Source organism: Paenibacillus sp. 3LSP (assembly GCF_032465655.1).
GTDB classification, from domain to species: Bacteria; Bacillota; Bacilli; order Paenibacillales; family Paenibacillaceae; genus Fontibacillus; species Fontibacillus barengoltzii.
In genome coordinates this window covers 18,705-32,468 of record NZ_JAWDJI010000207.1, presented here as the reverse complement: position 1 = coordinate 32,468, position 13,764 = coordinate 18,705, and the positions used below count along the sequence as shown (strand labels likewise).

The window sequence follows — 13,764 nt, the reverse complement described above, 5'->3', positions numbered from 1 at the left end:
AAGCACCGCGGAGGGGCGCGCGAGCCGAAACGTGGGTTCCGGCACACACGCCCCTTCCTTTTTCATCCATTAAGCTGGTTCAAGATGTAACGCTCACAAACCATTTAGGAGGGGTCATGATGAGTTCAGAGGCCAAGCGAATCGTCAGCCTGAGGGCCGTGCTCTTCACCCTGATTGTCCTGGTTGCGAATGCTGCCGGACACGGCCTGATCTTCCGCTTCTTCCGCGACTCGACGCTGAATCCGCTGCTGACCGCGATCTTCGCTGTTTTATGGGGCGTGCTCGGCGTGTATTTGCTATTTTATACCTTTAACTGGGCGGTGGAGCAGTATCCGGAGCAAGTGCGGCGGAAGGTGTTGCCGTATATTTTCATCGGTCCGGCCGTAATTTTGCTGGGATGGCTGTTGGTGCTGCCCGCCGTACGGACGTTGTATTTGAGCTTCTTTAACGCTTCGTCGGAGAAATTCGTTGGGCTCGCCAACTATGCGGCGATCTTCACCGATAAGCTGATGGGGACGGCGCTGCGCAACAACCTGTTGTGGGTATTCCTCGGCACGCTTGCTTGCGTCACGCTTGGGCTGTTGATTGCCATCCTTGCCGACCGCAGCAGCTACGAGAAGATTGCCAAGTCGATTATTTTTATGCCGATGGCGATCTCGTTTGTGGCAGCGGGCGTCATCTGGAAGTTCGTTTATTATTATCAGCCCGGTGACCAGCAAATTGGTCTGCTTAACGCTATCGTCACTGCTTTCGGAGGAGAAGCACAAGCCTGGACCAGCATGCTGCAGCCGTGGAACAACCTGTTTCTTATTCTGATCCTGATCTGGATGCAAACCGGGTTCGCCATGGTGATTTTCTCTGCGGCGATCAAAGGCGTTCCGGAGGATATTTTGGAAGCGGCGCGAGTAGACGGGGCCGGTGAGATTAAAATCTTTTTCCAAATCATCATCCCGTATATCTCAGTGACGATCTTGACGGTGACGACAACCATCATCGTGTTTACGCTCAAAATTTTCGACGTAGTCATGGTCATGACGGGCGGACAATACGGGACTGAAGTGGTGGCCACGCAGTTCTATCGGCAATTCTTCATGTACCGTAACTTCGGGTACGGGTCCACGCTGGCGATCGTCTTGCTGATTGCTGTCACACCGGTCATCTTCTTTAATCTGCGGCAGATCCGCAAGCAGGGGGGATTCTAATGGCGGGTACGAAATTGCGTAAGCGCAAACGCGGTAAAACGATCGTTAATCTCGTTCTCGGCCTCATCTGCTTGGTGTGGCTCATCCCGACGCTGGGATTGCTGATCTCATCTTTCCGTCCGGCGGCAGACATCTTGCAAACCGGTTGGTGGAACGTATTCCCGCACAAGGCATGGACGAACGCGGAGACGATTCAGCTTTCCAAAGATATCGATTTGCGTGAACCGATTGAAGTGAACGGGGAAACCTACAGCGACGATGAACTGAAAGCCGGGGTTGTGAAAGACGGACAACGGATGATCTGGGAAAATCGCCGGGCCCGTACGATTAACGTCCAGGAGCAGGGCTGGGAGTTCAAACCGGCGTTGACGTTGGAGAACTATAAAAACGTGCTGTCCGGTAAGGAATACAAGCTGAAGCTCGCCGACGGCAGCGAATCGATTCAGAGAGGGACCGGATTGTCCCAGGCATTCTGGAACACGCTGACGATTGCCGTTCCGGCCACGGTGATTCCGGTGCTAATCGCTTCATTTGCCGCCTATGCGTTTGCTTGGCTGAGATTCCCTGGCCGCAAAACCCTGTTTGTGGTGATCATCGCGATGCTGGTCATTCCGCTGCAGGTTGCGCTGATCCCGGTGCTGAAGGATTATACTGCGCTGGGCTTAAACGGCAGCTATTTGGGGATCTGGCTGGCACATACCGCCTTTGGTTTACCGCTTGTCACGTACTTTATGTATAACTTTATCAGCCAGTTGCCCAAAGATTTGTTTGAGTCGGCCTTTATCGATGGGGCGAGTCATTTTACGATCTTCTCCCGGCTCATCCTGCCGTTGTCGGTGCCGGCGCTCGCTTCGATCGGGATCTTCCAGTTCCTGTGGGTCTGGAACGACTATCTGGTATCGCTGATCTTTATCGGCAACCAGCCGAGCGTACAGGTGATGTCGATGAAGATCGCCGATCTCGTAGGTTCAAGAGGCAACGATTGGCATTTGCTGACGTCCGCCGCATTTATTTCAATGCTGATGCCGCTCGCGATCTTCTTCCTCCTGCAGAAGTACTTTGTTAGAGGGCTGATGGGAGGCTCGGTGAAAGGATGAACGAGCAGTCAAATGAGCTTACGGAGAATCTGTCTCCCGATCCGGAGTGGAATCTGGTCGAGGAGGCTTACGACGAGAAAGACAATCAGCGCATGGAGAGCTTGTTTTCCTTAGGCAATGGATATTTTGGAATGCGCGGCTATTTTGAGGAGGGGTACCACGGTAAGAAAGGAGCCTCGGTGCGGGGCAACTATGTGAACGGATTTTATGATACCGCACCGATCCATTATCCGGAGGGGGCGTACGGGTATCCGACCGAAGGCCAGGCAATGCTGAATGTGACGGACGCCGGGATTATCCGGCTGACTGTGGAAGGCGAATCTTTTCATCTGAACCGGGGACAGGTGCAGGTTTACCGAAGAGCGTTGGATATGCAAAACGGTGTGTTGCACAGGCTGGTGGAATGGGAATCCCCAGCCGGACACCGCGTGCGGATTGAGATCCACCGCCTGGTGTCGTTAACTCATCGGCACCTGGCGGCGATCCACTATGAGGTGACGGCGCTAAACTTCGCCGGCACCGTCTCGATCTGCTCGGCGATGGACGGAGACATCGCCGAGGCGGAAGGGGCGGCGGACCGGGGCGGGGACCCCCGCCTGGGGGCGCGCCGCACGGAGCCCAGCCTCCTGTTCGAGGAGGCGGGGAGCGACGGGCGCGGCGGCGGCTGGCTGAAGCAGCGCACGCGGCGCAGCCGCTTCGCGCTGCTGACGGCGGTGAGCCACCAGCTGGAGCTGCCGCCGTCAGCCGCGTTCGGCCTGTCGGAGCAGCAAGACGGGCCGTGGTTTTCGGTGCAGTACGACGTGTCGCTGCGCCAAGGGGAGAAGGTGTCGCTGAGCAAGTTCATCAGCGTTCATACGTCCCGGGATACCCGGGAGGAAGAACTGCGGATGCGAAGCGCGGAAGAGCTGCGCTTGGCCGTCAGCCGCGGCTTTGACGGACTGGCCAAGGAGCAGCGCGCTTACCTGGACGCGTTCTGGCACCGCGCCGACGTGGAAATTGCCGGCGATCCCGCGCTCCAGCAGGGGCTGCGGTTTAACGCGTTTGGCCTGCTGCAGTCGGCCGGTCGCGACGGCAGAACCAGCATGGCCGCGAAGGGGCTCACCGGCGAAGGGTACGAAGGGCATTATTTCTGGGATACTGAAATGTACGTGTTGCCCTTCTTCACCTTCACGACGCCGGAGATCGGCCGGGCCTTGCTGGAGTTCCGCTACCGCACGCTGGAGCAAGCGCGGCAGCGGGCGCAGGTGATGTCGCAGCGGGGCGCGCTGTATCCGTGGCGAACAATCGGCGGCGAAGAGAACTCCGCCTATTTCCCGGCGGGCACCGCCCAGGCGCATATTAACGCCGATATCGCGTACGGCATCCGCCAATACGTCCAGGCGACGGGGGACGAGGATTTTCTCGTGCGCCAAGGCGCAGAAATCCTGTTCGAGACGTCGCGGTTCTGGGTGGATCTGGGCCATTATAACCCGGTCCGTGGCGGCGCCTTCTGCATCGACGGCGTGACCGGGCCGGATGAGTATACCGCGTTGGTGAACAACAACGCCTATACAAATCTCATGGCCCGCGAGCACCTGCGGTATGCCTGTGAGACGGCGAAGCTGCTGCGCGAGCGATACCCTATGGAATACGCCCGGCTGGCGCGGAAGATCGGTCTTACCGAGGAGGAACTCCGCGAGTGGCAGCGGGCGGCGGACAAGATGTACGTCCCGTATGATTCGGAATTGGGGATATACGCGCAGGATGATACATTTTTGTCCAAGCAGAAATGGGATTTCGCTGGCACGCCACCCGAAAAATATCCATTGCTGCTCCACTATCACCCGCTTGTGATTTACCGCCATCAGGTGCTGAAGCAGGCGGATCTGGTGATGGTGTTGTTTTTGCTGAGCGAGCAGTTTTCGACTGAGGAGAAAATCCGCAACTATCGGTATTACGAACCGCTGACCACGCATGATTCGTCGCTGTCGCCATGCATCCATAGCATCGTTGCCGCCGAGATTGGCGATCTGAAGGCGGCTTACGACTACTTCAGCCGGACGGTGCGGATGGATCTCGATGACGTGAACGGCAATGCCAAAGACGGCTTGCATACCGCAGCGATGGCGGGTTCATGGATGGCGGTGGTGAACGGGTTTGGCGGGATGCGGTTAGTTAGCGGCGAGCTCAGCTTTAAGCCGGTGTTGCCACCGCCATGGAGCAGCTGCCGGTTTAAAGTGATGTATCGGGGGCAGCTGTTGGAAGTATTCTTCGACCGGGAACAGGTCGTGTACACGCTGCGCGAAGGAGAGGGGCTTGTGATTCGGCACGAAGGAGAACCGATGTCGATTCACTCCGGAGAAGCTGTTCGACGTACGTTGGCGGCGAATCATCCCTCCTCTGGCGGCCACCTGGTCAGTTAACGGAGCGTCAAATCTACCGATTGAATTCGGCATTTAGCTCAATAAAATCGCTGGCGTGTGGAAACGCCGTGAACATAAGCGACCCCTTTGCATAAAACAAAGGTGGCCGCTTTTATTTTGCATGGCAGAAGGGAGGAAAAAAGAACTTAAGGTGTTTTGTACCCTGACGCAGCGATAACTGCGGCGTTATGATAGGGAAGGATCAAGAAGGAAAGGTTACCAATGATGGAGATCTTTAACTCATGATGAAAAGGAGGTGGAGCACGATGTATCTCAACAATTTAGACATTGCGAAGCAGCATATTCGAGACCTTAGTCAGGAGTTGGATCGTTGCTTGCTGGCTGAGCAAATCCGGCGCAGGGAGCGGGAGAAGCCCAAAAATGAGCGGACCAAAGTCCCCATAGGTTTCAACTCGGTACTGGTTACCATCCTCACCAGGATGAGAAAGCGGCTGTAACCTCGAACCCTCCCTCCGACAAGTCCCCCATTTTAGAAAAGGCCGCCCCTCGTAAGGAACGGTCCTTCGCTTCGCAACGTTTTTATCTAATTATCCGTTGGTGTATGTCGTAAGTTCCCGGTTCTGACGTTACTAGTGTTCATCTGGATTTCCGCGTCCGAGAGGACTGATATAGCTCTGTGATGAGCCGCAGCGACTTGAGGCCTTCTTCGCCGTCAATCGCAAAGCGAGTTCCTGTTCGGACGCGGTCGTAAAAGTCGGCAATTAACAACCGATGGCTGGAGCCCCAGTAGGATTTACCGATGATTTGTCCTGCGTCATTCAGGTTCGTCGGCGGTTCGCACACCAGGCTCTCCCGACCGCCCTGGGTTAAATACAGGCAATCGTCCCGCTGCCGCAGCGTGCCGCCTTCAAACACCAGCTCCAGTTCAACCGGGGAATTGGTGAGATACGCGTTGGTGGCGTAAAACAACCCGCGAACACCGTTCGCAAACAGGAGTCGGGCATGCGCCGTATCCTCCACTTCGATCACATCCCCAAGGGCGTCGGCGGTGACGCTGCCCTGGATGGAGAGAACTTCACCGCCGAACCATTGGAGCAGGTCAAGCGTATGGATCGCCTGGTTGATCAACACACCGCCGCCTTCCGTCGACCAGCGGCCTCGCCATGGGCTGTCGGTGTAATAGGCTTCGTCCCGCTGCCAGGTGACGATGCCCTTCAGACAGATGAGCCGGCCCAGCGTGTTTGATTCCAGGAATTCGCGGATTTTTTGGGACGAGGCATTATAACGATTCTGAAAAACAACGCCCAGCTGCGCCTCGCTGCGCCGAGCTTCTGCCACCAGGTTCTCCGCCGCTTGCAAAGCATGGGCGAGCGGTTTTTCCGTCAGCACATGTTTGCCGGCGCGGAGCAGCTGCGTCGCCATTTCCGCATGCAGGTGGTGAGGTGTACAGAGGTGGACGACTTGAATATCGTCACGTTCCAGCAAGGTCAGGTAATCACTTGCAGCTTCACAGGAAAATGTCGCTGCGGCCTGCTCTGCCTTGGCGGGATCGCGGTCGACAACCATTTTCAGCTTCACGCCGTCAAGTTGCTGTAACGCCTCGGCATGCAGCGGGAAAATCGCACCGCAGCCAATAATCGCCGCGCCGATCGGTTCTTGCATCGTCATGTATGGTCCCTTCCTGTCCTAGTATGTTGGGGTGACACGAAGTGCCTGCTGTTGAGCTTTCAGACACAGCTCTGCGGCTTTGAAGGCGTGCTCCTGGGTCATGGCATTTTCTGTGCGGTTCAGGCAATCCAGAATCAGCTCGCCAAAGAACGGATAGCCGACTTGCCCGCGGACGGCAAAATGCTGCTCCCCGTCCTGATTCACCAGGTAGACATGGTCGCCTTCCGCATCCCGGGCCAGGTCGACGTATTTGCGCAGCTCGATATATCCTTCGGTGCCCAAGATGAACGTCCGCCCGTCTCCCCAGGTGCTGAGGCCGTCCGGGGTAAACCAGTCCACGCGAAAATATTGCGTCGCCCCGTTATCCCCAACCAATGTCGCGTCGCCGAAATCCTCCAGCTCGGGGTATTCGGGATGGTGGTAGTTGGCTACCTTGCTGTGTAACACTTGGGCATCCTTGCACCCGGTGTAGAACAGAAACTGCTCGATTTGATGGCTGCCGATGTCGCAAAGGATTCCTCCATATTTTTCCTTCTGAAAAAACCACTCCGGCCGCGAGCCCGCATTCAGCCGGTGCGGACCAAACCCGGTTACCTGCAGTACGCGCCCAATTGCCCCTTGCTGTACGAGCTGACCGGCATACACGGCGGATTCCACGTGGAGGCGTTCGCTGTAATAGACCATATATTTGCGTCCGGTTTCGCGTACCTTCTGACGCGCCGCTTCCAGCTGGTCCAGGCGGGTGAACGGGGTCTTATCGGTAAAATAATCCTTCCCGGCGTCCATCACCCTGAGCCCGAGCGGACCACGTTCCGACGGCACCGCTGCTGCAGCGACGAGCCGCACTTCGGGATCGGAGAGGATCTGCTCTAGACTGTCTGCCCGGGCAGCTTGCGGGTACTGCTCCACGAACGCTTGGACTTTGGCCGGGTCGGGATCGTACACCCACTTTAAGGTCGCACCGGCTTCGATCAAGCCGCCGGTCATGCCGTAAATATGCCCGTGATCGAGGTGCACCGCAGCAAAGATGAATTCACCGGGTTTCACGACGGCATTGGGACGTCCCTTTGGCGCATAGTTCATTCCGTCTTTCGCTTGAAAAGAAGGTTTCTGCTGTCGTGCATTCATCGTTAGCCTTACATCCTTTCGTGGATAAACTCGGCAAACTGGCGGAGCATTTCCTTCGACTCGTAGTGACCGCTGAAATCCTCGATTCCGAGGTAGCCGTCGTAGCCAACGGATTTCAGGTCTTGGAGCAGGCGGCGGTAATCGACCACGCCGCCCGCCAGAGGTGACCACTCGCAGCGCCATGCTGCAGTGCCGTCTTCGCGTTTGCCGGTCTGTGACCAGGCGGCGTTTTTGACGTGAACATGGGCGAGATAGGGACCCAGCAGCTCCAGTCCCATTTTGAACTGCTCATACCCTTCGTGTACCATGTTGCCCGGATCGTACAGGACGCCGATCTGATCGGGATTGCAATGGCTGACCAGACGATAGGCCAGACTGGCGCTCGGTGCGATCGTCAGATGATGCGTTTCCACAACCCCTTTGACACCGTATTGCTTAGCTAGGCGCTCCGCTTCCTTCAGGTAGCGCACGGTTTTTTCGTACAACTCGGGATAGGGGGTGGTGCCGTCATATCCGGCCGCACCAACGCGGATCATTTTGGCGCCGAGCAGACGGGCGACAGAGAACACCCGCTCCGTCTCCTCCAGATCCAGCGAGTTTAAATAAGGTGTGATGCTGGCGACCTCCAGTCCTTCCGCTTCGGTGATCCGTTTGAAACGGAGCAGCTGCTCTTCGGAGGAAGACGGATCGATCGAGCACAAATTGTTGCGCCAGTACGAGGGTTTTTCGCCAGCGACTTCGGCGGGAACCTCCTTGAAACGCCACTCTACGCCGTGGAGCCCGGCTTCGCGCGCGGCCTGCACCAGCTCCTCCGGCGTCAAATCCGGGGTGGATACGGTAAATACGGACAATTTCATGGGTATCGCTCCTCCTTGAAATTCCTGATTGCTTGTTCGCTCCAGCGCCAGATTACAGCGCCCCGATACGTCCCATGGCGCTGACATGCAGCCTCAGAGCGTTCCGGAAACGTGCCGATGTAACTCCGCACCGCCTTAGTGCGTACCCGACACGTCCAGCACCTTGCCGCTGCCGCCTTCCTTGCGGAACGAGGAGGTGCGGATCTTCTCCTGGAGCTTGGTGTAGAACAGATCCTCGTCCAGCGGCAGCTCCACCCAGTCATCCGTCCAGGCCGACAGGTGCATGGCGTTGGAGAGCGTCAGGCCGAGGATGCCATCCTCACCAGGGGCAAGCAACTTCTCACCGTACAGCAACGCGTTCGTGAAGTTCTGCAAAATCCCCCTATGCTGCAGGCCATCGCCGCCGCTCACCGGGATTTCGCATTTCCAGCATTCCGGCTGGCCGAAACCGCTGGTATATTCCGCGTTAAACTTCGGCTCAGGCACGCGCAACCGCCAGAACGTGAGCTTGCCATCCTCCACGACGATTTTGCCGTTGTCGCCGGTCAGCTCGAAGCGGTTCGTCCCCGGGGCTTCGCCGGTTGTGGTGACGAACAGGCCGGTGGCGCCGTTTTCGTATTCTACATAAGCGGTCACATCGTCCTCGACTTCGATATTGCGGTATTTGCCGAAGTGGCAAAACGCACGTACCCGCTTCGGCATCATCCCGGTCGTCCACTGCCAAAGATCAAGCTGGTGCGGGTCCTGATTCAGCAGCACGCCGCCGCCTTCTCCAGCCCAAGTGGCGCGCCAACCGCCGGAGTCGTAATAGCTTTGCGAGCGGTACCAGTTCGTGATGATCCAGTTCGTGCGGCGGATCGTCCCCAGCTCCCCGGACAATACAAGGTCCCGCAGCTTTGCGTACAGCGGATTCGTACGCTGATTGTACATAATGCCGAACTGCTTCCCAGACTTCGCCGCCGCTTCATTCATCTCGCGAACCGCTTTGGTATACACGCCGGCGGGCTTCTCCACCAGCACATGGTAACCGCTCTCAAAAGCTTGCACCGCCAGTGTCGGATGATCATAATGCGGCGTAGCGATCAGCACGGTATCCATCGCGCCCGAAGCCAACAGCGCTTCCGGGGTATCGAAGTTCAGTACCGTCTCCGGCAGATGCTCCTTCGCCCACTTCAAGCGGTCGGGGTTCGTGTCGCAAACGGCGGTCAGTTCCGCTCCCCGGATCTCGCCGCTGCTGAGGTTGAGTGCATGGGACGTTCCCATATTGCCGATGCCAATGATCGCGAAACGTACTTTGTCCATGTAATCCTCCCTTTTTACCTTCATTAAACTCCTGTTCTGTCAGCTTCTAGGTAGTCCTGTCGCTCTTAGCTTAGCTTGAATCGGAAGGGTTGAGAATGGCACGAATTAAGGCGGTTTTGCACAAAATTAAGGTGTATTCGATAAATAACGCTGATACAATAGGATAAGAATCTTTCGAATTGAAAAGGCTTACAGTGAGACGGAGGGGAGGAGGAAGAAGGCGATGAATGAAATAGACCAGTTGGCCGGGCGTTTGCCCGAGAGCTTAACCGTCACCGTGACGCATGCGCAGCTGAGAAGCGGCTTTCCTGGTTGGAACCGGACGGAGCTGGCCCCCAGCTTTAATCGGCTGTATTTTATCGCCGAGGGGGAAGGGTCAGTCATCATCAACGGGGAGACGTATTATCCCCGGCCAGGGCAGCTGATGATCATGCCGGCGGGAAGCAGTCAAACGACGTTTACGAACCCGGAAAATCCTTATACCCGATATTTCTGTCACTTCGATGCTCAGGTGGGGGAATGGCCGCTGTTTCATGCCAGCAGCAAGTTGTATATCAGCGATGCCGGCAATCCCGAGGAGGTCCAAGCGACCTTCGAGGAGCTCATTCACCAGTTTCAGTCCGGAGGGCCCTTTGCCGGGTTGCGAATGCAAGCTTGTCTGCTGAATCTGCTGGCCTGCTGCCTGGAGGAAGGCGGTTATCATGATTATTTGAAGGACTATATGCAGTTTACAGAACGAAACAAGCTGAACGACGTGTTGAGATACATCCAGGAGCATCTGCACGAGCCGATCGAAATCGAGACTTTGGCTGACCTGGTGCATTTGCATCCGAACTATTTTATTCCTTATTTCAAAAAAATCATGGGAGTCACCCCGATGCACTATGTGCAGCGCAAACGGATGGAGGAAGCCAAACGGCTGTTGACCTATACGGATGACAGCATCGCCGACATCGCTGACCGGCTGGGCATGCAGCTGGCGCACTTTTCCCGCCAGTTTAAGAGTCATGCCGGGATATCACCCACGGCTTATCGGGCTTGCACGCGGTAATTTGCTCCATTGAACGGCTTCGACAACCAGATCCCCTGCAAAGTTGGTGCACGGAAAGTCGGAAGGGGCCAGAGAACTCTTAGTATGATGGGAACCAGAGGAGGTGCAAACGATGGATACGCTTAAAAACATGAACGATGCGCTAGGCTACATCGAGCGGAATTTAACGGAGGAGATCGATTATGGAGAGGTTGCCCGGATCGCGGTTTGTTCGGAGTACCATTTTAAACGGATGTTCTCGTTCCTGGCCGGGATTCCGCTGACGGAATATATCCGCCGCCGTCGATTAACGCTGGCTGCTTTCGAGCTGCAGCAAGGGCCGGTGCGGGTCATTGACCTCGCGGTGAAGTATGGCTACGGTTCCGCGGATGCTTTTACCCGAGCGTTTCAAGCCATGCATGGCATCACGCCATCGGAGGCCAGAGATCCGGGAGCGCCGCTAAAAGCTTATCCTCGGATGTCCTTCCAACTCACCATACAAGGAGGAAACGAAATGAATTATCGGATCGTAGATAAGGATGCGTTTCGGATCGTTGGTCTGCATAAGCGGGTGCCGATCCAATTTCACGGGGTGAACCCGCATATCGCAGAAATGGCACAGCAGTTAACCCCGGAGAAAATCGCTGAGTTGAAAGGGTTGTCCAATATCGAACCAACCGGGATCGTCAACGCATCGATCAATTTCTCGGATGGACGCATGGAGGAGCAAGGGGAGCTGGATCATTACTTGGGTGTGGCGACAACGCAGCCTGGCCCGGACGGTTATGCTTCGCTGGAGGTGGCTGCTTCGACGTGGGCGGTATTCACTGCCGTCGGCCCGTTCCCGGAGACGCTGCAGAACGTTTGGGGACAGATTTATTCCGAGTGGTTCCCGTCTGCTCATTATGAGTTGGCCGAAGGACCGGAGCTTCTATGGAACGAGAGCCCGGACACGTCGCTGTCCAATTACCGAAGCGAAATCTGGATTCCCGTGGTACGCAAAGGCTGAAGCTTCGACCTAGCTACGGTTGTCCTTCAGCTTAACCTATAGTACTATCTGCTAAGAGAGTGTTGAACAGATAGGCTATACAGGAAGGAAGAAGGAGAACCATGGATAACGAGAAAAGCAAAGTGGGAGTGTTGTTTGTATGCCTGGGGAACATTTGCCGTTCGCCCATGGCGGAAGCCGTCTTTCGGCATCTGGTGAACGAAGCCGGATACGGCGAACGATTTGTGATCGATTCGGCGGGAACCGGTAACTGGCATACAGGCAATCCTCCGCATCACGGCACGCGCCGCATTTTGGATCAGTACGGCATTTCCTATGAAGGGCTGAAAGCGCGGCAGGTGGCGCAGGACGATTTTGCCAAATTCGACTATATCATTGCGATGGATAACCAGAACGAACGCGATTTGAAGGCGCTGGCCCGTAAGGCCGATGCCCGGATCGTGAAGCTCCTGGATCTGGTGCCGGACTCGCAGTTGAAGGAGGTTCCCGATCCGTATTACACCGGGAACTTTGAAGAGGTTTATGGCCTAGTGCAGAAGGGCTGCCGTGCTTTGCTGGAGTTGATCCGGCAGGAGCACGCCCTCGGTTAAACCGGCCGAGGCAGGCCCAGATTAACCTAAACTTCAGAGCCCATCCCAAGACACATAACCCGTCCGGCAAACCGCCGCGACGGGTTTCTTCATTAAATATAGTTAGCTTTTGATCGCGCCCATCATAATCCCTTTGACGAAATATTTTTGCACGAACGGGTACACCATGATGATCGGCAGCGTCGCTACCATCGTAACCGCCATCCGGATGCTTTCACTGGAGACCGGGATGCGTTTGGCGTTTTGCGCCAGTTGCTGGGCATCGGTCATCATCGCGCCGGTCTGGAACTGGTTCAGGATCTTGACCAGAACCGCCTGCAGCGTCTTGAGCTCCGGTTTATACGTATAGATGTAGGAATCGTACCAAGCGTTCCAGTGGCCGATGGCCAGGAACAAGCCGATGGTCGCCAGCACCGGGACGCACAGCGGGAGCACGATGCGGACGAACACCTGCAAATCGTTGGCGCCGTCGATTTTGGCGGATTCCTCGATTTCACCGGGCAGCTGCTCGATGAAGGTACGTACGAGGATCATCAGGAACACCCCGATCAGCCCCGGGAAAATAAACACCCAAAACGAATCAATTAACCCCAACGCCTTGATCACCATATACGTTGGAATCAAGCCGCCTCCAAAGTACATCGTAAACACAAAGAAGAACGAAAAATACTTCCAGCCAAGCAAATACCGTTTACTTAAAGAGTAAGCCAGCATGGAGATGCAAATGATCGACATCGCGGTCCCGATTACCGTTCGCAGCGCCGTCACCTGCAGCGCACTCCAGATTTCAGGGTTGCGGAAGATCGTAATATAGCTGGCGGTCGTAAACTCCCGCGGCCAGAAATACAGGTTGCCGCGCAGCGAGTCCGTTGCGTCATTCAGCGAGATGATGAGAATGTTCCAGAACGGATAGAACGTGACGAGAAAAATGCACGTCAGGAACAGGTACAAGGCCGCGTCAAACAGATGCTCGGTCAGCGTTTTTTGGTTTTTCATGCAGTTCCCTCCATGCCAGGTTCAGAATAAGGACTGGCCGTTGATTTTTTTCGCGATTTGGTTGACGATCACCACGATAATAAAAGCGACCACCGAGCTGAACATGCCGACAGCGGAAGCGTAAGAGAACATCCCGTTCTGGATCCCATAGCGGAATGAGTAGCCAGAATCAGCAGGATGACAATCGTCGGCTTCAGATGCGGGAACGTGATATAGCGGATTTGCTTAAACCGGTTGGCCCCATCCACCTTGGCCGCTTCGTACAATTCCGGGTTGATCGAAGAGATCGCTGCTAAATACATGATCGAGCTGTAGCCCATATCCTTCCACGTATTGCCCAAGGCTACAATCCACCAGAAATACTTCCCGTTCTGCAGGAACAGGATGCTCTCATTGGTGAGATGGAAGAACTTCAGCAACGCGTTCACGGCACCATCCGAAGACAGCAGCGTTACGATAATGTTGGCCGCGATAACCCAGGAGATGAAATACGCATAGAAAGACAAACGAAGGGGGCTTGCG

At 55.8% G+C, this 13,764-nt stretch carries 12 protein-coding genes and 1 pseudogene; 7 read left to right on the top strand and 6 right to left on the bottom strand.

The genetic code is table 11. The features are described 5' to 3' along the window. The first annotated feature begins 116 nt into the window (after nt 1–116). From RW092_RS17710 to RW092_RS17695, 4 genes are all read left to right on the top strand, one after another. Complete coding sequence (locus RW092_RS17710; protein ID WP_371859495.1) at nt 117–1,202, top strand: carbohydrate ABC transporter permease; 1,086 nt, start codon at nt 117–119, stop codon at nt 1,200–1,202. Next, nucleotides 1,202–2,299 (top strand): carbohydrate ABC transporter permease, encoded by a 1,098-nt coding sequence (locus tag RW092_RS17705; protein WP_028539247.1) that lies wholly within the window; start codon nt 1,202–1,204, stop codon nt 2,297–2,299. The genes RW092_RS17710 and RW092_RS17705 overlap by 1 nt, the downstream gene beginning before the upstream one ends. Beyond that, a complete protein-coding gene (locus RW092_RS17700) occupies nt 2,296–4,701 on the top strand; it encodes a glycoside hydrolase family 65 protein (protein WP_316010838.1) in 2,406 nt (801 codons plus the stop codon). Before RW092_RS17705 ends, RW092_RS17700 begins: the two co-directional genes overlap by 4 nt. Nucleotides 4,702–4,967: 266 nt before the next feature. Continuing rightward, nucleotides 4,968–5,159, top strand: a complete 192-nt coding sequence (locus RW092_RS17695) for a hypothetical protein (protein WP_016313270.1) — start codon at nt 4,968–4,970, stop codon at nt 5,157–5,159. Between the two features lie 139 nt (nt 5,160–5,298). Here RW092_RS17695 and RW092_RS17690 read toward each other — a convergent pair whose 3' ends face one another. The 4 genes from RW092_RS17690 to RW092_RS17675 form a co-directional block, all read right to left on the bottom strand. Continuing rightward, the gene (locus tag RW092_RS17690; protein WP_127575381.1) at nt 5,299–6,330 is read right to left on the bottom strand and encodes a Gfo/Idh/MocA family protein; all 1,032 of its coding nucleotides are present in this window, start codon (nt 6,328–6,330) and stop codon (nt 5,299–5,301) included. Nucleotides 6,331–6,348: 18 nt separating this feature from the next. Beyond that, complete coding sequence (locus RW092_RS17685) at nt 6,349–7,458, bottom strand: Gfo/Idh/MocA family protein (protein ID WP_316010837.1); 1,110 nt, start codon at nt 7,456–7,458, stop codon at nt 6,349–6,351. Nucleotides 7,459–7,466: 8 nt separating this feature from the next. Beyond that, nucleotides 7,467–8,315, bottom strand: a complete 849-nt coding sequence (locus RW092_RS17680; RefSeq protein ID WP_316010836.1) for a sugar phosphate isomerase/epimerase family protein — start codon at nt 8,313–8,315, stop codon at nt 7,467–7,469. 135 nt (nt 8,316–8,450) lie between these two features. Beyond that, on the bottom strand, nt 8,451–9,617 hold the full coding sequence (locus RW092_RS17675) for a Gfo/Idh/MocA family protein (RefSeq protein WP_316010835.1): 1,167 nt from the start codon (nt 9,615–9,617) through the stop codon (nt 8,451–8,453). 223 nt (nt 9,618–9,840) lie between these two features. Between RW092_RS17675 and RW092_RS17670 the strand changes: the two genes are divergently transcribed. The 3 genes from RW092_RS17670 (at nt 9,841) to RW092_RS17660 (ending at nt 12,246) form a co-directional block, all read left to right on the top strand. Beyond that, a complete protein-coding gene (locus RW092_RS17670) occupies nt 9,841–10,668 on the top strand; it encodes an AraC family transcriptional regulator (RefSeq protein WP_016313265.1) in 828 nt (275 codons plus the stop codon). Between the two features lie 112 nt (nt 10,669–10,780). Next, on the top strand, nt 10,781–11,656 hold the full coding sequence (locus tag RW092_RS17665) for an AraC family transcriptional regulator (RefSeq protein WP_028539242.1): 876 nt from the start codon (nt 10,781–10,783) through the stop codon (nt 11,654–11,656). 101 nt (nt 11,657–11,757) lie between these two features. Then, nucleotides 11,758–12,246 carry a low molecular weight protein-tyrosine-phosphatase gene (locus RW092_RS17660; protein WP_316010834.1) on the top strand — a complete coding sequence of 163 codons (489 nt, stop codon included), beginning with the start codon at nt 11,758–11,760 and terminating at the stop codon, nt 12,244–12,246. Between the two features lie 102 nt (nt 12,247–12,348). Here RW092_RS17660 and RW092_RS17655 read toward each other — a convergent pair whose 3' ends face one another. Continuing rightward, a complete protein-coding gene (locus tag RW092_RS17655) occupies nt 12,349–13,242 on the bottom strand; it encodes a carbohydrate ABC transporter permease (protein ID WP_085278458.1) in 894 nt (297 codons plus the stop codon). Nucleotides 13,243–13,263: 21 nt separating this feature from the next. Further along, nucleotides 13,264–13,745: pseudogene (locus tag RW092_RS17650) on the bottom strand (ABC transporter permease subunit); the annotation flags it as partial. Between the last annotated feature and the right edge of the window lie 19 nt (nt 13,746–13,764).

Coding starts and splice junctions, on each gene's coding strand:
- RW092_RS17710 (WP_371859495.1), top strand. CDS start 117: ATGATGAGTTCAGAGGCCAAGCGAATCGTCAGCCTGAGGGCCGTGCTC.
- RW092_RS17705 (WP_028539247.1), top strand. CDS start 1,202: ATGGCGGGTACGAAATTGCGTAAGCGCAAACGCGGTAAAACGATCGTT.
- RW092_RS17700 (WP_316010838.1), top strand. CDS start 2,296: ATGAACGAGCAGTCAAATGAGCTTACGGAGAATCTGTCTCCCGATCCG.
- RW092_RS17695 (WP_016313270.1), top strand. CDS start 4,968: ATGTATCTCAACAATTTAGACATTGCGAAGCAGCATATTCGAGACCTT.
- RW092_RS17690 (WP_127575381.1), bottom strand. CDS start 6,330: ATGACGATGCAAGAACCGATCGGCGCGGCGATTATTGGCTGCGGTGCG.
- RW092_RS17685 (WP_316010837.1), bottom strand. CDS start 7,458: ATGAATGCACGACAGCAGAAACCTTCTTTTCAAGCGAAAGACGGAATG.
- RW092_RS17680 (WP_316010836.1), bottom strand. CDS start 8,315: ATGAAATTGTCCGTATTTACCGTATCCACCCCGGATTTGACGCCGGAG.
- RW092_RS17675 (WP_316010835.1), bottom strand. CDS start 9,617: ATGGACAAAGTACGTTTCGCGATCATTGGCATCGGCAATATGGGAACG.
- RW092_RS17670 (WP_016313265.1), top strand. CDS start 9,841: ATGAATGAAATAGACCAGTTGGCCGGGCGTTTGCCCGAGAGCTTAACC.
- RW092_RS17665 (WP_028539242.1), top strand. CDS start 10,781: ATGGATACGCTTAAAAACATGAACGATGCGCTAGGCTACATCGAGCGG.
- RW092_RS17660 (WP_316010834.1), top strand. CDS start 11,758: ATGGATAACGAGAAAAGCAAAGTGGGAGTGTTGTTTGTATGCCTGGGG.
- RW092_RS17655 (WP_085278458.1), bottom strand. CDS start 13,242: ATGAAAAACCAAAAAACGCTGACCGAGCATCTGTTTGACGCGGCCTTG.